This window comes from Mediterraneibacter sp. HA8405, assembly GCF_056148955.1.
In genome coordinates this window covers 2,930,567-2,949,038 of record NZ_CM148758.1, presented here as the reverse complement: position 1 = coordinate 2,949,038, position 18,472 = coordinate 2,930,567, and the positions used below count along the sequence as shown (strand labels likewise).

The window sequence follows — 18,472 nt, the reverse complement described above, 5'->3', positions numbered from 1 at the left end:
GAATGATGATCAAAGAGGCAATTATCAGACTTTCACAGAAACAGGATCTGTCCTATGATGAGGCAGAGCAGGTAATGAATGAAATTATGGAGGGAAAAGCCACGGATGTGCAGATGTCGGCATATCTGACCGCTCTTTCCCTGAAAGGAGAAACCATTGACGAGATTACCGCTTCGGCGGCGGGGATGCGTGCCCACTGCATCAAGCTTCTCCACAATATGGATGTGCTGGAGATCGTGGGAACCGGAGGAGACGGCGCCAATTCCTTTAATATATCCACTACGGCTTCCATGGTGATCGCCGCGGCGGGAGTTCCGGTGGCAAAACACGGCAACCGGGCTGCCTCATCCAGATCCGGAGCGGCAGACGTGCTGGAGGCTCTGGGCGTTAAGATCGATCTTCCGCCGGAGCGCAGCGCACAGCTGTTAAAGAAAATTCAGATCTGCTTTCTGTTTGCCCAGAACTATCATATCGCGATGAAATATGTAGCGCCCATCCGGAAGGAGCTGGGAATCCGGACGGTATTTAATATTCTGGGTCCCTTATCCAATCCGGCAGGAGCCAATATGGAGCTGATGGGAGTTTACGAGGAGGAACTGGTGGAGCCGCTGGCCCAGGTTATGGCAAAACTGGGAGTTGTACGGGGCATGGTTGTGCACGGACAGGATAAGCTGGATGAGATATCCATGAGCGCGCCTACTTCTGTCTGCGAGATCCGGGACGGATGGTTTCAGTCCTATGAGATTACACCGGAGCAGTTCGACTACACCCGATGCACGAAAGAAGAACTGACAGGGGGCACACCGGAGGAAAATGCGGAAATAACACGGAAAATCCTTTCAGGAGAGGACCGGGGCGCAAAGCGCTGCGCTGTGTGTCTCAATGCCGGAGCAGCCATTTATATTGCGGGAAAAGCAGCGACAATGGAAGAAGGCGTCCGGATGGCGGAACGTCTCATTGACGAAGGAGCGGCAGCCGGAAAACTGGAGCAGTTTATTGAGGAGAGCAGAAAATGAATATATTGGAGACGATTACCCTGCGGACGAAGGAACGGATTGCGGAAGAAAAACAGCATCTGCCGCTGAGCGAAGTACGCAGGCAGGCAGAGGAAAAACAGAAACAGGCAGATGTTCCGGATTTTGAGGCGGCGCTGCGGGCGCCCGGACTGTCCTTTATCTGTGAGGTGAAAAAGGCGTCCCCATCAAAAGGGGTGATTGCCGAAGACTTCCCTTATCTGGAGATTGCCGGGGACTATGAAGCCGGCGGAGCTTCCGCCATCTCCTGCCTGACAGAACCCTTCTGGTTCCAGGGACAGGACCGGTATCTGGAGGAGATTGCGGCTCAGGTATCCATTCCTGTGCTGCGGAAAGATTTTACCTGTGATGAATACATGATATACCAGGCCAGAGCCATGGGAGCGTCCGCGGTACTTCTGATCTGTTCCGTTCTTGATGAAAAAGAGCTGGGGGCATATATAAGTCTGGCAGAAGAGCTGGGCCTGTCGGCTCTGGTGGAAGCCCACGGCCCGGAGGAGATTGAGCAGGCCGCGAAAGCCGGTGCCCGGATCATTGGAGTAAATAACCGGAATCTGAAAGACTTTACCGTAGATATCGGGAACAGCGCGAAGCTGCGCGGCCTGGTGGGCGGCGGTAAAGTATTTGTATCCGAGAGCGGCATCCGGGGACCGGAAGATCTGAAGGTATTGTATGAAAACGGCACGGACGCTGTTCTGATCGGAGAGATGCTGATGCGCAGCCCGGACAGAAAAGCTGCCCTGCGCGGCCTCAGGAGGGAGCTGGGGCATGACTGAGAGAGCAGAAACAAAAATAAAAATCTGCGGTCTGAGCCGGGCGGAGGATATCTGTTATGTGAACGAGGCCCGGCCGGATTACTGCGGGTTTGTGATTGGGGTTCCGAAAAGCCGGAGAAATGTAACAGAAGAACAGCTGCGCAGGCTGCGGAGAGGACTGCGGGAGGGGATCACCCCTGTGGGCGTTTTTGTCAATGCAGATCCCCGGCTGGTGGCGAAGCTTCTGGAGGAGGGGCTCATTGATGCGGCCCAGCTTCACGGCGGGGAGGATGAGGAATATATCCGGAAACTCAGGGAAATGACGGACCGGCCGCTGATTCAGGCCTTTTCCGTATCAGAGGAGAGGGATCTTGACCGGGCTTTCTCAGGAAGCGCGGACTGGATCCTTCTGGATCAGGGGAAAGGCGGAACGGGAAAACCGTTTGACTGGGAAATCCTGGAACGGTGGCTTTTCAAACACGACCCTTCAAAACCTTATTTTCTGGCAGGAGGGCTCAGCTGCGATAACATACCGGAGGTGGTGCGGAGATGCCGGCCCTGGGCGGTGGACCTGAGCAGTTCAGTGGAAACGGATGGAAAAAAAGACAGAGAGAGAATATTGGCAGCAGTAGCTGCAGTAAGGAGCAGAAGAATATGAAAAAAGGAAGATATGGCGTTCACGGCGGGCAGTATATACCGGAGACGCTGATGAATGCGGTAAATGAACTGGAGGAAGCGTATCTTTACTACCGGGAAGATGAAGCGTTCAACCGGGAGCTGAACCAGCTTCTCAATGAATATGCGGGAAGACCTTCCCGGCTGTACTATGCGGCCCGGATGACGGAAGATCTGGGCGGTGCAAAGATCTATCTGAAGCGGGAGGACTTAAATCACACCGGGGCTCATAAGATCAATAATGTGCTGGGGCAGATCCTCCTGGCAAAGAAGATGGGAAAGACCAGGGTGATCGCGGAAACCGGAGCAGGACAGCACGGCGTGGCAACGGCTACGGCGGCGGCTTTCATGGGTATGGAGTGCGAAGTATTTATGGGCGAGGAGGACACCCGGCGTCAGGCGCTGAATGTATACCGGATGCGGCTTCTGGGAGCAAAGGTGCACCCGGTCTCCATAGGTACAGCCACCCTGAAGGACTCGGTTTCCGAGACTATGCGGGAGTGGACCAGGAGAATATCGGATACCCACTATGTGCTGGGTTCCTGCATGGGACCTCATCCGTTCCCCATGATTGTCCGTGATTTTCAGGCTGTAATATCAAAAGAGATGAAAGCGCAGATTCTGGAAAAGGAAGGCAGACTGCCGGACGCGGTGCTGGCGTGCGTGGGCGGCGGCTCCAATGCCATCGGCGCATTCTATCATTTTATTCAGGACGAAGGCGTGCGGTTGATCGGATGCGAGGCGGCGGGCCGGGGAATCGATACAGCGGAGACGGCAGCCACCATTGCCACTGGAAAACCGGGAATTTTCCACGGCATGAAGTCTTATTTCTGCCAGGATGAGTACGGGCAGATCGCGCCGGTGTACTCTATCTCGGCAGGCCTGGATTATCCGGGCGTGGGCCCGGAACATGCGGATCTGTACGACAGGGGCCGGGCAGAATATGTGGCAGTGACAGACGATCAGGCGGTAGACGCTTTTGAATATCTGGCGCGCACCGAAGGAATCATTCCCGCTATTGAAAGCGCCCATGCTGTGGCATACGCCAGAGAGCTGGCGCCGAAAATGGGAAAAGATCAGATTATGATTATCAATATTTCCGGCAGAGGTGACAAAGACTGTGCCGCAATTGCAAGATACAGAGGGGAGGATATCTATGAGTAGAATACAGGAGGCATTTCAGAAAGAAAAAGCATTTATCCCGTTTATCACCTGCGGGGATCCGGATCTGGAGACGACAGAACAGCTGGTGTACGCAATGGAGCAGGCCGGCGCTTCGATCATCGAACTGGGGATCCCCTTTTCGGATCCTACGGCAGAGGGACCGGTGATCCAGGCGGCAAACATCCGGGCACTTTCCGGCGGCGTGACGACTGACCGGATTTTTGAGATGGTGGAACGAATCCGGAAAAAATCCCGGATTCCCCTCGTCTTTATGACCTATGCGAATGTGGTGTTTTCCTACGGCACAGAGCGTTTTACCAGACGCGCGGCACAGGCCGGGCTGGACGGACTGATCCTTCCGGACGTTCCCTTTGAGGAAAAAGAAGAATTTGACGTTCCCTGCAAAAAGGCAGGGCTGGATCTGATCTCCCTGATCGCCCCCACATCCCATGAGCGCATCCGCATGATCGCGCGGTCGGCTTCCGGGTTTGTCTACTGCGTATCCTCTCTGGGCGTTACCGGCACAAGAGAGACCATTTCCTCTGATGTAAAAGAAATGGTCCGGCTTGTAAAAGAAGAAAAAGATATCCCCTGCGCAGTCGGCTTCGGCATATCCACGCCGGAACAGGCAGAACAGATGAGCCGCTTCTCCGACGGAGTAATCGTAGGAAGCGCCATTGTAAAACTCTGCGCTCAGCACAAAAGAGAAGGCGTGCCATATGTGGCGGAATATACAGAAAAAATGGCAGAGGCAGTCAGAAAGTAAAAATCAGCTCGATGAAAACTATCAGAAAATTCACACAACTTGCGAAAAAGGGGACGGACCCTTTTGCAAAGGGGTCCGTCCCCTTTTCCCGGAGTTGTGTGAATTTTCTTTTGCTGAGCAGGATATTGTGATATAATAGTCCCCGGGGATGTGGTTGGAATCCAGATCCCGTGAAATGGATTTACAGGAGTAAATAATTATGAAGAAGGAAAGAAAAAATCCGCTGACAAAGAGTTTCGGATATGCTTTTGAAGGTATTCTTACCGGGATCCGGCAGGAACGGAATATGAAAATTCATTGTGTGGCAATTATCCTGGTGACTGCGGCGGGGACGCTTTTTCAGATTACAGCCGTGGAGTGGTGCATCTGTCTTCTGCTTTTTGCTCTGGTGGCCGGTTTGGAACTGGTTAATACAGCAGTGGAAGCTGTTGTTGATCTGGTGACGGAAGAGAAGAAACCGCTGGCCAAAAAAGCGAAAGATACGGCAGCAGGAGCGGTATTGTTTGCGGCGGTTATTTCTGTGTTTATCGGCTGTATTATTTTCCTTCCTTATGTATTTGAACTGGCAGAAAAAATATTCTGACCATCAGAAAAGAAATGTTTAATCAGAAAGGGACAGAACGAACATGAAAGAAAACCAGACAACAGTTACAAAACAGGAGACGCTGGCTGCGCTCCGCCATCCGGGGGAGTTATATGTTATTATGTCTGCTGCAACAAAAATGCCTTTTGTTTTCTGCGACGAAGAGACTTACGATGATGAGGTGTTTCTGTACTACAGGCTGGAAGATGCGAAGAACAAGGCGAAAGAGCTGGACGACAGAAAATATAAGACAGGAGTAGCCAAGCTGAGCGAAAACGTTCTTCTGGGATTTTATACCAGCCTGTATACAATGGGTGTAAACTGTCTGGCAGTGAACGCAGGCACAGATACAGCGATTAATATCCAGCTGCCGGATCTTGTTGTCAGAAAGAATCAGACGGAAGACGGGAAAAAGCTTCTGGAGAACCCGGAACTTCATCTGACCGCACTGTATTTTATGCAGGAGTTGAGAAGAATGCCGTCTCCGGAAATGACAGATGAATTGAAAGAGATGCAGGAAGAGCTTCTGGCTCATTATCAGAAAGGAACATATATCCTTGCGATGGAAGAGAACGGGCAGCTTCCGGTGCTTAAACAGAAAGACGGAAGTATGTTCCTGCCCATTTTTACAGACATACTGGAACTCAATAAATTTGCAAAGGGGAAAAAAATGAAAGTGACGGCGGTCCCGGCGGAGAAGATCCCCCAGGTTCTTTTCCCTGAGGCTAAAGGAGTGGTCATCAATCCTGTGGGAGCAAATGTCCAGCTCAGAGTAGCCAGGGCAAAGAAACCGACAGAACAGTAGCGGCCGCACAGGGAGGAGGCGCAGAAATGTCAATCCCATTATACATAAGAAAAGATTATTTCCGGGCAGTGATTTTATCGGATAAAAGTGCTCATATTCTTCAGTTTATATACAGCGGAGAAAATGTAGATGTATTTGAACAGGATACGCAGGTGTTTCATCTGCAGTATATACTTGAAAGCAGGACAAAGGCGGAAATTCTGGAATTCTACGTCACGGATTTCTCTCTCAGAGGGAAAGGCTACGGAAGTGTATGTCTTAATGAGATTACCGATCAGCTTGCAAAGAAGAATGTAACTTTTATTAAAGCGCCGGTAGGGTACAGACTTGCTCCTTTGGGGTATGAAGGCCCGGAACAGTATCAGAGGCTTATGGCCGGCTTTTATGAGAAGACCGGGTTCTCTATCAGCGGTGATGGAGATCTGGCAATGAAAATACTGGATCAGTACGAATAATATCTGTCAAAACTGCACAGTTTTCATCCCTGAAATTAGTTTAAAATTCTGGGTTGACGGCTGTGCGTTTTTCCGTATATACTTAGACAAGAAAAAGCGAATACATCAGGTAGTGTGTTACTGTAAGGCAGGCATAAACTATCCTTCATTCCCGCCCGGGAACCAAAGGATCAGTTTATGCTATTTTTTTGCGCGAAAGCACCAAGCCGTGCACCTTCCTGAAAATGACTGCGGAAAGCGCGCTTTCCGGCAGGCGTTTCCAGGAAGGTATAAGGCGGGAGCCCGCGACCGAGATGGAGCGAAGCGGAATCGAGGTGCGCAGCACGGCGTCCGTCAGGGAAGCGGGAGCCCGCGACCGAGATGGAGCGAAGCGGAATCGAGGTGCGCAGCCGTCGATGTATTCGCGGGGAAAAAAGTTCCTGAGAACAAGAAGGAGGAAAAACAATGAAAGACAAGATTTTCGGAGTATTGCAGAGAGTCGGCCGAAGTTTCATGCTTCCCATCGCAATTCTTCCCGTAGCGGGACTGCTGCTGGGAATCGGAAGTTCCTTTACCAATGCGGCCATGATTGAGACTTACGGACTGCAGAACATTCTGGGAGAAGGAACGATTCTGAACGGACTTCTCACAATTATGAGCAAGGCGGGAAGTGTAATATTTGATAATCTTCCCCTGATTTTTGCAGTAGGAGTTGCCATTGGAATGGCAAAGAAAGAAAAGGAGGTCGCAGCTCTGGCTGCAATGATTTCATTCTTTGTCATGCATGTCTGTATTAATGCCATGCTGGTGCTCAATGGAGATATTTTGGCAGACGGCACCCTGGCGGAACACATGCTGGACGGTACGGTTTCTACGGTCTGTGGCATCCAGTCGCTTCAGATGGGAGTATTCGGCGGTATTATCGTAGGACTGGGCGTCGCGGCGCTGCACAACAGGTTTTATAAAATCCAGCTCCCCAGCACGCTGTCCTTTTTCGGAGGTTCAAGATTTGTGCCCATCATTTCCACAGTTGTATATGTAGGAGTGGGAATTCTCATGTATTTTGTGTGGCCGGTTGTTCAGGAAGGCATCTACGCGCTGGGCGGCGTGGTTCTTGCATCGGGATACGCAGGCACATGGATTTACGGAATTATCGAAAGAGCGCTGATACCATTCGGGCTTCATCACGTATTTTATATGCCTTTCTGGCAGACAGGAGTAGGCGGAGAAATGCTTGTAGACGGCACTCTGATTCAGGGAGCTCAGAATATTTTCTTCGCGCAGCTGGCTTCCCCGAATACGACGGCATTTTCAGTTGAGGCCACCAGATTTATGGCAGGAAAGTTCCCGTTTATGATTTTCGGACTTCCGGGAGCGGCGCTTGCCATGTACAAATGTGCAAAACCGGAAAAGAAAAAGATCGTAGGCGGTCTGCTTCTCTCGGCAGCGCTTACATCCATGCTCACAGGAATTACAGAGCCGCTGGAGTTTACTTTCCTGTTTGTAGCTCCGCTTATGTATGCGGTCCACTGCGTGCTGGCAGGCCTTTCCTATATGCTGATGCATATTCTAAATGTAGGCGTGGGCATGACATTTTCCGGAGGAATTATCGACATGACTCTTTTTGGCATCCTGCAGGGAAATGAGAAGACTCACTGGATCTGGATCATAGTAGTCGGTGTTGTGTATTTTGCTCTTTACTATTTTGTATTCCGTTTTATGATTACAAAAATGAACCTGAAGACACCGGGACGGGAGGATGACAGTGAGGAGACAAAACTGTTTACAAAAGCAGACTACCAGGCAAAACAGGGCTCAGATGCTTCCGCAAAGGGAAAAGGAACAGAAGATGGAGATGAAAAAAGTATTTTGATTACCCGCGGACTTGGAGGTAAGAAAAATATTTCAGATGTAGACTGCTGCGCCACCCGGCTGCGCTGTACGGTGCATAAACCAGAGCTGGTAAATGAAAATCTGCTTAAAGCCACATCTCCATCCGGAATTATCCGTAAAGGCCAGGGGATTCAGATTATATACGGCCCCGTTGTGGCAGTAATCAAATCTAATCTGGAGGATTATCTTGAAAAAGCTCCGGATGAAGAATATATTCCGGCGGAGCAGAAAGAAGAAAACACAGCGGACACAGGCAGTGCAGAAAGTTCCGGGGCAGAAAATTCATCCGAAGCGTCTTCCGGAACTGTGAAAAAGGTGCTCTGCTCTCCTTTTACTGGAGAGGCCGCTCCTATTACAGAGGCATCTGATGAGGCGTTTGCCGGAAAGATGATGGGGGACGGGTATATTATAAGACCGGAAGAGGGTATGGCATATGCGCCGGAGGACGCGGAAGTATCTTTTGTGTTCCCGTCAAAACACGCGGTCGGGCTGAGAAGCGATGACGGCACAGAGTATCTTCTGCATATCGGCGTGGATACAGTAAATCTGAACGGAGAAGGATTTGAGACATTTGTAAAAGACGGAGACCGTGTAAAAAAGGGTGACAAACTGATTGGCTTTGATATAAAATATATAAGAGAGCATGCAAAATCCGACGAGTGCATTATTGTATTTACAAGTCTTCAGGAGGGTGAAGAAGTCCGTCTCACAAAGCCGGGCAGGGTTGCCGGACTGGATGAAACGGCGGAGATTGTATCCTTTAATTAACTCAATCGGATCGTGAATATCCGCTTGATACAGAAGGGACATTCAGATATGTATCGAATTATTAAGGTGCTGAATAATAACGGTATTCTTGTTTATCACAATGAGACCGGGCGGGAGCTGATTCTTCTGGGAAACGGGGTCGGTTTCGGAAAGCGGCCTACACAGCAGATAGAGCAGATACAGGGCGCCAGGGTATACTCCCTTGTTACCAGACAGAAGCAGCAGTCTGTGCTTAAGGTTGTTAACGGTATCCGTCCGGAATTTATAGAGGCTGCAGGCCGGATTATCGATGAAGCGGAAAAAGTATTTCCCAAGATGAACCGGGACATTCTGCTTCCCATGGCAGATCACATTGCCCTGGCTGCAAAGAGGGCGAAGGAAAACCGGCAGATGCCAAACCCTTTTACGCCGGATATCCGTGTCCTGTTTGCAAAAGAATTTTCCGTGGCGCAGAAAGGCCGGGAAATTATCCGGGAGATGACAGGCAATGAGATTACAGATGACGAGGTGGGATTTATTACCCTTCATATTCACGCCGGCCTTTCGGATGAACAGGTGTCGGTGACTCTCAATACGACACGGATTATTAATGAAGGTATCTCCATGATCGAGAAGGCCTTCGGTCAGCACTTTGATACGGATTCCCTTGCATATACCCGTCTTATGAGCCACCTGTATTATATGGTGGCAAGGACCAGAAACGAAGAGTCCACCAATGCGGATTTTAACGATTTTATATTCAGCAATTATCCCAGAACAGGCCAGGTGGCGCAGGAAGTGTGCGGTTATATGGGCAGGGAACTGAAGAAGCCGGTGGCGAAGGAGGAAATCGGATTCCTGGCCATTCATATCCAGCGGGTGATATCACCGGAGACTGTATAAAGGAAAAAGATACAGATATCAATGAGAAAATACCTGTAAAACCGAAAATAATACAGGACATAAGAAAAGGCGGGCAGCCGGGAAAATGTACCCGGCCACCCGCCTTTTTCAGAGAAATATCCGCTTCAGAAGAGAGGCATCTGACGGCAAAAATCCGTTTGCCGATTGATATATCCGGATGAAGTTGCTATGATTTACAGTATGGACATAATAATGCCGCTGATATCTGAAAATGAATGACTGATAAAGGAGGATGGCATGTACAAAATACTGATTGTTGAGGACGATCTGCTTATGGCTCAGGCCATACAGCAGGAGATGACAATGTGGGGGCATGAAGCGGAGTATGTAAAAGACTTCCGCAATGTACTGCAGGAATTTGCCGGGTATGATCCCCATCTGGTGCTTATGGATATTACGCTTCCGTTTTTCAACGGATACCACTGGTGCAGCGAGATCCGGAAGATCTCGGATGTGCCGATTATATTTATCTCTTCCGCCGCCGATAATATGAATATTATTATGGCAGTAAATATGGGCGGAGACGACTTTGTGGCGAAACCCTTTGACTTAAGCGTGCTGACGGCCAAAGTGCAGGCTGTGCTGAGACGCACATATGATCTGGCGGGAAAAGTTCCGGTGCTGGAGCACAGGGGCGCGATTCTGAATCTGTATGACACATCTCTGACCTATGACGGACAGAAGATAAGTCTGACAAAAAATGAGTTCCGGATTCTGCAGACTCTGATGGAAAATAAAGGGCGGCTTGTGAGCAGGGATACGCTGATAACAAAACTGTGGGAGACGGACAACTATATTGAAGAAAATACACTGACTGTCAATATTGCCAGGCTTCGGCGCAAGCTGGAACATGCCGGGCTGAAGGATTTTATAACGACCAAGGTGGGCGAAGGATATCTGCTGGAAAATGTTACCGCGGCAGGAGGGACAGAATCTTCCGCCCGGGGAAAAGGAGGAGAGAAATGAAACTGTTTGCTCAGTATCTGTACAGCAGAAGACATGTGTTTTTCTGCGCTCTTCTCTGCGCGGCTGCCTATGGGGTTATCTTTTTTCTGTATGGCATCGACATGCAGGCGGTCTGGTATCCGCTTCTGATCTGTCTGTTTTTTGCGGCGGTTTTTATGATGGCCGGATATTTCCGCATGAAAAAGCGGCATCTGGAACTGCAGCAGATTTCCAGGTATGACGGCGCGGCCGAGGAATGCCTGCCGCCTGCTTCCAGTCTTATTGAGAAAGACTATCAGGCAATTATTATCCGGCAGGAAGAAAAGGGCAGAAAAGAAAAGGAAAAACAGGAACTGGCAAAAAAGGACATGCAGGATTATTATGCCCGGTGGGTTCATCAGATCAAGGCGCCTATTGCAGTGATGCAGGTGCTTCTTCAGCAGGAAGATACTCAGGAAAATCAGGAGCTGCGCTCCGAATTGTTCCGGGTAGAGCAGTATGTGGATATGGCGCTCTGCTATACCCGTCTGGGGGAAGGCGGTTCTGATCTCCTTTTTCAGGAATACAATCTGGATGAGATTGTCAGAAAGGCAATCCGGAAATATGCGGGCCAGTTTGTACGAAAAAAGATCCGGCTGGTTTATAAAGGGACAGAAGAAAAGGTGGTTACGGATGAAAAGTGGCTTTCTTTTATCATTGAACAGCTTCTCTCGAATGCGGTGAAATATACGGCTCAGGGAACGGTGACCATAGAGGTGGACAAAAAGAAACGGCTTACTGTGTCCGATACGGGAATCGGCATTGCGCCGGAAGATCTGCCCCGTATCTTTGAAAAAGGATATACAGGATACAATGGAAGGCAGGATAAAAAGTCCACGGGAATCGGTCTGTACCTGTGCAGATCTGCCGCGGATAAATTAGGACATGCCATAACGGCACAGTCCGAGCCGGGGAAGGGCAGCAGGTTTACCATAGATCTGGCCTCCTATCCCTTTCAGGCAGAATGACTGACTTACGAAAATGTCACACAGGGCGCCCGGAATGTCACAAAAACAGATGTCGGCATTCCGGGCACCCTGTTATACTTTTATCGAAACATATGACAGGAGTGTCTGTCAGGCGGAAAATCTGCCGGATGTATTCGGAATAATAAAGAGGAGGTCATTGCACATGGCTGTTTTGGAAGTGAGAAATCTGAAGAAAATATACAGAACCCGTTTCGGAGGAAATCAGGTGCAGGCATTGTCCTGCGTGAATTTCTCTGTGGAAGAAGGGGAGTATGTAGCGATTATGGGAGAGAGCGGCTCCGGAAAGACAACACTGATTAATATTATGGCGGCTTTGGATCGCCCCACAGAAGGGGACGTCTATATGGACGGGAAGCCTCTGTCTGCCATAAAGGACAAAAATATTTCTGAATTCCGGAGAGATAATCTGGGATTCGTATTTCAGGACTTTAATCTGCTGGATACATTTAACCTGAAGGATAATATTCTGCTGCCCCTCGTTCTGAAAGGCGTACCTTACAGAAAGATGGAAAAGAAGCTTTATTCCACGGCAGAAGAGCTGGGCATCCGGGATCTTCTGGAAAAATATCCTTACGAAGTATCAGGCGGACAGAAGCAGAGGGCGGCTGTGGCCCGCGCCATTATAACGGATCCCCGGCTGATCTTTGCGGATGAGCCGACCGGAGCACTGGATTCCCGCTCCACAGATGAGCTGCTGTCTCTTTTTGCCAGAATCAACCGCAGGGGACAGACCATACTGATGGTAACTCATTCGGTTAAGGCTGCCAGCCGCGCCGGAAGGGTACTGTTTATCCGGGACGGTGAGGTATATCACCAGCTCTACAGAGGGGAGATGACGGACGAACAGTTCTATCAGAAAATTTCCGACACACTTACCATATTGGCGACAGGCGGTGAGAGAAGATGAGAGGAACATTTTATTTCAGACTGGCTGCCACAGGCATATCAAAGAACCGGAAAATGTATTTCCCATACCTGCTGACCTGTATCTGCATGGTCATGATGTACTATATTGTCGCGTTTCTGTGCAGAAGCAGCACGCTTCAGAGTATGCACGGCGGGGACGCCGTGCAGCAGATGCTTAATCTGGGAGTCGGAGTGATTGGAGTATTTTCAGTAATCTTTTTATATTATACAAATTCTTTCCTGATCCGCAGACGGCAGAAAGAATTCGGCCTGTATCATATTCTGGGAATGGGCAAACGGAATCTTGCAAAGATTATGATCTGCGAAACGCTGCTGACCGCAGTTATCTCAATTGCAGGCGGGCTTGTGCTGGGGGTGCTTTTTTCAAAACTGGGAGAGCTTGTGATTACAAAACTTCTGGGAGAAAATATCAGTTTTGACATGCAGATTGATCCTCAGGCAATTATGTCGACAATTGTACTTTTTGTCGTTATCTTTGCTCTGATTATGCTGCGTATGCTTGTATTTCTGTGGCGCTCCCGGCCGGTGGAGATGCTCAGAAGCGATAAGGTGGGAGAGAAACCGCCGAAAGGAAACTGGTTCTTCGCACTTGCCGGAATTATCCTTCTGGGAGGCGCATATTATCTGGCGGTAACCATTGAAGATCCGATTACCGCTCTGGTGTGGTTTTTTGTTGCGGTGATCATGGTAATTGCAGCGACTTACCTTCTATTTATTGCAGGATCTGTTACCTTCGGAAGAATGCTGCAGAAAAATAAGAGGTACTATTACCGGACGAATCATTTCGTGTCTCTGTCTTCCATGATCTACCGTATGAAGCGGAACGGAGCCGGACTTGCCTCGATCTGTATCCTTTCGACTATGGTGCTTGTTATGGTGTCGGGTGTAATGTGCCTGTGGCTTGGCATGGAAGATATGCTGCATGCCCGCTACCCGCGGGAGATTACAGCGGATATTTACACAGAGGATGATGAAGAAGCGGCGCAGGCAAAGACTATTATGGATCAGGTAGTGGAAGAGCATGGAGCCAGACAGGAGAATGTGATCGAATATACGATGCTTGACACTTCGGGCTTTCAGCGGGAAGACAGAATTTTATTTGACACATCGTCTATGAGTGACTTCTCGATAGAAGATACAAGCAGTCTTCGTGAGATATATGTGATTACGATTGATGACTATAACAGACTGAAGGGGACGAATGAGACGCTGGCAGAAGATGAAGTGATGATCTGTATGCCAAAAAATGAAAAAACGTACAGTTTCGATACGATTACGGTAGAAGGCGGATCTACATGGAAGGTTAAGCGTGTCATCGGTGAGTTTAATCTCTACGGAACAGATGCGGCTTCACTGGTTCCGTCCATGTATATATTTGTGCCGGACAATGATACACTGAAGGAAATATATGAGGCCCAGGCGAAATATTATCAGGATGCTTCCTCTGAGATTTTTCAGTATTACGGATTTGATCTGGACTGCTCCAGTGAAGAACAGGTTGAGATTACAAATGAAATATTTGACCGTTTTTCCCAGACTCAGAATGATAATGCGGATTTTTCCCAGAGAATCAGTCTGGAAGGACGGGAGCTGGAGCGGTCCTGGTTTCTGGGCATGTACGGAGGCCTTTTCTTCCTGGGAATTGTTCTTGGAATTGTATTTATCGCCGGCATGGTAATTATTATCTACTATAAGCAGATATCGGAAGGATATGAAGATCAGGACCGGTTTGATATACTGATGAAGATAGGTATGACCGGAAAGGAAGTGCGCAGAAGCGTGAATTCGCAGGTGCTGACTGTTTTCTTCCTGCCCCTTATAGCGGCAGGGCTGCACACGGGATTTGCCTTTCCGATTATACGGAGAATCCTCAACCTTCTGGGTTTTTCCAATACAACCCTGCTTATTGAAGTAACTGCGGTGTGCTATATTGTATTTGCGCTTTTCTATATTATTATTTATCTGCTTACATCGAAAAGTTATCTGACGATTATTGGCGGAAGAGGAGAAGTGAGATGACAATACATCTGCAATACAAAGAAAAGAAACAATATACAGAAAAGTGAAAGAATTGTCTGTCCGAATCCGGCCTTTGATGGTATACTGTTCCTAGAGGCAAAACAGCAGTCCGCGCTGTACTTTTCAGACAGCGCGGAAGATAAGACGCATGTTTGCAGAGAGGAGTGACAGATATGATGGAGCACACAATTATTACGATAGGCAGACAATTCGGAAGCGGAGGCCATGAGGTGGGAAACCGCCTGGCAGAAAGGCTGGATATTCCCCTCTATGATCATAATCTGCTTCACATGGCGGCACAGGAGCTGCGCATCAGCAATGAAGACGCTACAAAGGTAGACGAGACGGTACTGGGGAGATTTCTGTCCGCGTATGCGGCCAGCAGTATAGAATACCGGGCGTTTGTGACCAGTGATGAGTCCGGAAAACCTTTAAGCGACAAAGTTTTTGAAAAACAGTCCGCGATTATCCGCAAACTTGCGGAGCAGGGACCGGGCATTTTTGTCGGACGCTGCGCAGACTATGTGCTGGGTGATTACTCCAACTGCATTAATACATTTATTTACGCGTATAAAGAAGACCGTATCAGAAGAATCATGAAACTGTATGATCTGGATGAAAGACAGGCCCGGGACAAGATCAAAAAAACAGACCGGGAAAGACGGGTTTATTATGAGACGAGGACCGGCAGAGAGTGGGGCAGTATTGAGGCAAACGCTATGATGTTCAATGTCAGTCTGCTGGGAATAGACGGAACGGTGGATGCTCTGGAGGCTATTTACAGAAAGTGGAAGTCAAGAGATAAATAACAGAGTATAATGTGAAAAAGAAGTGGTTCTCCATGGCAGAAGAAACGGTTGTGGAGAACCACCGTTATTTTTAATGAGAAATGGTAAAAGACCGATGGGGGAGCCATCGGTCTTTTGAGGGGAGTATAAATAATTAATAAGGGGTTGTAGAAAGTAACCTTTCTACAAAACATAGTATAATATATCAAATTGGAAAAAGCAAGAAAAAAATAAAAAAACAGAAAAAATAAAAACATGTAAAAAAGTGAATAAAAAATGCCTGAGTAAGAGACAATAACAATGTACCAAATAAACAGGAGGGAATACTCATGGCAAAGAACTACACAAATACAAACAATTCAAACAAAAACATGAACAAAAACACAACTACAAACAGTAATTCCTATTCATCCTATGCTGACGGGCAGAGCAAGAATAAGAATACAAACAAAAATACTGTTCAGGGCAATAAGAATTGTGGGAAAACCAGAGATGCCTATGACGAAAGCGACCGTTACTAGTTTTCCGGGATATTTTATCTGCTGAAAATCAGGACGGAACATGCAGGGGCAGAGTAAAGTTAAACTTTACTCTGCCCCTGATTTATAGTAATATGAAAGAAGACGAATTGTGAGGATGGAAAAGTTTTATGGAGAAAATGGAGTGGATTGCTCCCTGTCATTTCGGACTGGAATCTGTTCTGAAAAGAGAAATTCAGAATCTGGGATATGAGATTACTCAGGTAGAAGACGGAAGGGTTACATTCCGGGGCGGAATGGATGCCGCCTGCAGGGCCAATATATTTCTGCGCACTGCGGAACGGATTCTTTTAAAAGCGGGCTGCTTTACCGCGGTTACTTTTGAAGAACTCTTTCAGAAGACGAAAGAAATTCCGTGGGAGAGATATATTCCTGAAAACGGAAAGTTCTGGGTTACGAAAGCCGCGTCTGTCAAAAGCAGGCTGTTCAGTCCCTCGGATATTCAGTCTATAATGAAAAAAGCTATGGTAGAGAGGATGAAATTCCGTTATTATACACAGTGGTTTACAGAAGACGGGGCTTCCTATCCTGTCCGTGTATTTCTGATGAAGGATGTGGTCACGGTAGGGATTGATACCACCGGAGTATCTCTTCATAAAAGAGGATACCGTCCTGCTGCCGGAAAGGCTCCTATTGCAGAAAATCTTGCCGCGGCACTGATTATGCTTACCCCATGGAAGAAGGAACGGATCCTTGTGGATCCTTTCTGCGGCAGCGGAACCATTCCCATCGAAGCGGCTATGATGGCGGCGAATATAGCTCCCGGCATGAACCGGGAGTTTACGGCAGAACAGTGGACCAACCTGATTGACAGAAAATACTGGTATGAGGCCATAGATGAGGCGCATGACCAGATGGATACAAATATTGAAACAGACATCCAGGGGTATGACATAGACAGCGATGTCCTGAAAACCGCAAGGAGAAATGCGGCAGATGCGGGAGTTGACCATCTCATTCATTTTCAGCGCCGGGAAGTCAGTCAGCTGAGCCATCCGGGGAAATATGGATTTATCATTACGAATCCTCCTTATGGCGAAAGGCTGGAAGAAAAGGCAGCGCTTCCGAAACTGTACAGAGAATTCGGAGAGAGTTTCCGAAAGCTGGATACGTGGTCTGCCTATATGATTACCAGTTATGAAGATGCAGAACGATATTTCGGAAGAAAAGCAGACAAAAACAGAAAGCTATATAATGGAATGCTGAGAACGTATTTTTACCAGTTTACCGGCCCCAGGCCGCCGAAACAGAAAAGATAGAAGGTACATAAAATGAAAAGAAGAATAGTATTTGCCACTGGTAATGAAAATAAAATGAAAGAAATCCGTATGATTCTGGCCGATCTCGGAATGGAAATCGTATCCATGAAGGAAGCCGGCGTTGATGAAGAAATTATAGAAGACGGCATGACTTTTGAGGAAAATGCGGAGATTAAGGCAAGAACCGTATCGAGAGTGCTGACAAACGATATTGTTCTCGCGGACGATTCCGGACTGGAAATTGATTACCTGGATAAAGCGCCGGGTATTTATTCTGCAAGATTTGCAGGAGAGGACACTTCTTACGATATAAAGAACCGGATTTTACTTGACCGGCTGGAGGGGGTGCCTGACGATGAGAGAACTGCCCGGTTTGTGTGTGCTGTGGCAGCAGTTTTCCCGGACGGGACATCGTGTACGGTCCGGGAAACGATTGAAGGTCAGATTGCCCATGAAATTGCCGGGGATAATGGATTCGGCTATGATCCGATTTTCTATGTCCCTGAATACGGGAGCACAACAGCGCAGATGGATCCGGAGCAGAAAAATCTGCTCAGCCATCGGGGAAAAGCACTTCGGGCAATGAAAAGAATTCTGGAGGAAAAACTGAGAGAGGAAGCGTTATGAGAGTGTTGATTGTCAGTGATACACACGGCAGACATAATGGCCTGGACCGTGCACTGCAGGAGGCCGGAGATATCGATATGCTGATTCACCTGGGGGATGTCGAGGGCGGAGAAGAGTATATTGACACAGTTGTGGACTGTGAGAAGCATATAGTCAGGGGAAATAATGACTTTTTTTCAGATCTGCCCAGAGAAGAGGAGTTTTACATCGGAAAGTATAAGATTTTTATTACACATGGACACTCCTATTATGTATCTCTGGATCCTGAATATATCCGGGAAGAAGGAAAGGCGCGGAAGGCCGATATCGTAATGTTCGGTCATACGCACAGACCTTTTTTCGAAGAGATGGACGAGATTATTGTACTGAATCCAGGAAGTCTTTCTTTCCCGAGGCAGGAGGGCAGAAAGGGCAGTTATATGATTATGGAAACAGATGGAGAGGGTCGTCCTTATTTTAAGCAGTGTTACCTGGAGTGACAGGCGGGAATGGTGAAAATATAGTTTTTAAATGAACTGAAAAAAAGGTTAAAAAAAATTAAAAAAAATGTTGACAAGATA

Annotated in this window: 19 protein-coding genes; all 19 read left to right on the top strand. The window is 48.1% G+C overall.

What is annotated here, in order from left to right; genetic code table 11:
- The first annotated feature begins 5 nt into the window (after window positions 1–5).
- A complete protein-coding gene (gene trpD / locus AC0QUU_RS13835; protein WP_474545592.1) occupies window positions 6–1,016 on the top strand; it encodes an anthranilate phosphoribosyltransferase in 1,011 nt (336 codons plus the stop codon).
- Window positions 1,013–1,810, top strand: coding sequence for an indole-3-glycerol phosphate synthase TrpC (gene trpC / locus AC0QUU_RS13830; RefSeq protein WP_474543469.1), 798 nt, complete (start codon window positions 1,013–1,015; stop codon window positions 1,808–1,810). Before trpD ends, trpC begins: the two co-directional genes overlap by 4 nt.
- The gene (locus tag AC0QUU_RS13825; RefSeq protein WP_474543468.1) at window positions 1,803–2,447 is read left to right on the top strand and encodes a phosphoribosylanthranilate isomerase; all 645 of its coding nucleotides are present in this window, start codon (window positions 1,803–1,805) and stop codon (window positions 2,445–2,447) included. The genes trpC and AC0QUU_RS13825 overlap by 8 nt, the downstream gene beginning before the upstream one ends.
- Entirely contained in the window at window positions 2,444–3,628 is a 1,185-nt protein-coding gene (gene trpB, locus AC0QUU_RS13820) for a tryptophan synthase subunit beta (protein WP_474543467.1), read from the top strand. The genes AC0QUU_RS13825 and trpB overlap by 4 nt, the downstream gene beginning before the upstream one ends.
- Window positions 3,621–4,394 (top strand): tryptophan synthase subunit alpha, encoded by a 774-nt coding sequence (trpA, locus tag AC0QUU_RS13815; RefSeq protein WP_474543466.1) that lies wholly within the window; start codon window positions 3,621–3,623, stop codon window positions 4,392–4,394. The genes trpB and trpA overlap by 8 nt, the downstream gene beginning before the upstream one ends.
- Window positions 4,395–4,593: 199 nt before the next feature.
- Window positions 4,594–4,977, top strand: coding sequence for a diacylglycerol kinase family protein (locus AC0QUU_RS13810; protein WP_474543465.1), 384 nt, complete (start codon window positions 4,594–4,596; stop codon window positions 4,975–4,977).
- Window positions 4,978–5,020: 43 nt separating this feature from the next.
- Window positions 5,021–5,782 (top strand): SseB family protein, encoded by a 762-nt coding sequence (locus AC0QUU_RS13805; protein ID WP_474543464.1) that lies wholly within the window; start codon window positions 5,021–5,023, stop codon window positions 5,780–5,782.
- A 26-nt stretch (window positions 5,783–5,808) separates the two neighbouring features.
- Complete coding sequence (locus AC0QUU_RS13800; protein WP_474543463.1) at window positions 5,809–6,237, top strand: GNAT family N-acetyltransferase; 429 nt, start codon at window positions 5,809–5,811, stop codon at window positions 6,235–6,237.
- A 444-nt stretch (window positions 6,238–6,681) separates the two neighbouring features.
- Window positions 6,682–8,877, top strand: coding sequence for a PTS sugar transporter subunit IIABC (locus AC0QUU_RS13795; RefSeq protein WP_474543462.1), 2,196 nt, complete (start codon window positions 6,682–6,684; stop codon window positions 8,875–8,877).
- Between the two features lie 48 nt (window positions 8,878–8,925).
- Window positions 8,926–9,759: a PRD domain-containing protein gene (locus AC0QUU_RS13790; protein WP_474543461.1), complete on the top strand. Its 834-nt coding sequence runs from the start codon at window positions 8,926–8,928 to the stop codon at window positions 9,757–9,759.
- A gap of 258 nt (window positions 9,760–10,017) precedes the next feature.
- Window positions 10,018–10,746, top strand: a complete 729-nt coding sequence (locus tag AC0QUU_RS13785; RefSeq protein ID WP_474543460.1) for a response regulator transcription factor — start codon at window positions 10,018–10,020, stop codon at window positions 10,744–10,746.
- Window positions 10,743–11,732, top strand: coding sequence for a sensor histidine kinase (locus AC0QUU_RS13780; protein ID WP_474543459.1), 990 nt, complete (start codon window positions 10,743–10,745; stop codon window positions 11,730–11,732). Before AC0QUU_RS13785 ends, AC0QUU_RS13780 begins: the two co-directional genes overlap by 4 nt.
- A 163-nt stretch (window positions 11,733–11,895) precedes the next feature.
- Window positions 11,896–12,660, top strand: coding sequence for an ABC transporter ATP-binding protein (locus tag AC0QUU_RS13775; RefSeq protein WP_474543458.1), 765 nt, complete (start codon window positions 11,896–11,898; stop codon window positions 12,658–12,660).
- On the top strand, window positions 12,657–14,699 hold the full coding sequence (locus AC0QUU_RS13770; RefSeq protein ID WP_474543457.1) for an ABC transporter permease: 2,043 nt from the start codon (window positions 12,657–12,659) through the stop codon (window positions 14,697–14,699). Before AC0QUU_RS13775 ends, AC0QUU_RS13770 begins: the two co-directional genes overlap by 4 nt.
- A 173-nt stretch (window positions 14,700–14,872) precedes the next feature.
- Entirely contained in the window at window positions 14,873–15,508 is a 636-nt protein-coding gene (locus AC0QUU_RS13765) for a cytidylate kinase-like family protein (protein ID WP_474543456.1), read from the top strand.
- Between the two features lie 308 nt (window positions 15,509–15,816).
- Window positions 15,817–16,008 carry a hypothetical protein gene (locus tag AC0QUU_RS13760; protein WP_474543455.1) on the top strand — a complete coding sequence of 64 codons (192 nt, stop codon included), beginning with the start codon at window positions 15,817–15,819 and terminating at the stop codon, window positions 16,006–16,008.
- A gap of 128 nt (window positions 16,009–16,136) precedes the next feature.
- The gene (locus AC0QUU_RS13755; RefSeq protein WP_474543454.1) at window positions 16,137–17,285 is read left to right on the top strand and encodes a THUMP domain-containing class I SAM-dependent RNA methyltransferase; all 1,149 of its coding nucleotides are present in this window, start codon (window positions 16,137–16,139) and stop codon (window positions 17,283–17,285) included.
- A gap of 12 nt (window positions 17,286–17,297) precedes the next feature.
- A complete protein-coding gene (locus tag AC0QUU_RS13750; RefSeq protein WP_474543453.1) occupies window positions 17,298–17,912 on the top strand; it encodes an XTP/dITP diphosphatase in 615 nt (204 codons plus the stop codon).
- Window positions 17,909–18,391 (top strand): metallophosphoesterase family protein, encoded by a 483-nt coding sequence (locus AC0QUU_RS13745; RefSeq protein ID WP_474543452.1) that lies wholly within the window; start codon window positions 17,909–17,911, stop codon window positions 18,389–18,391. The genes AC0QUU_RS13750 and AC0QUU_RS13745 overlap by 4 nt, the downstream gene beginning before the upstream one ends.
- Window positions 18,392–18,472 lie beyond the last annotated feature (81 nt).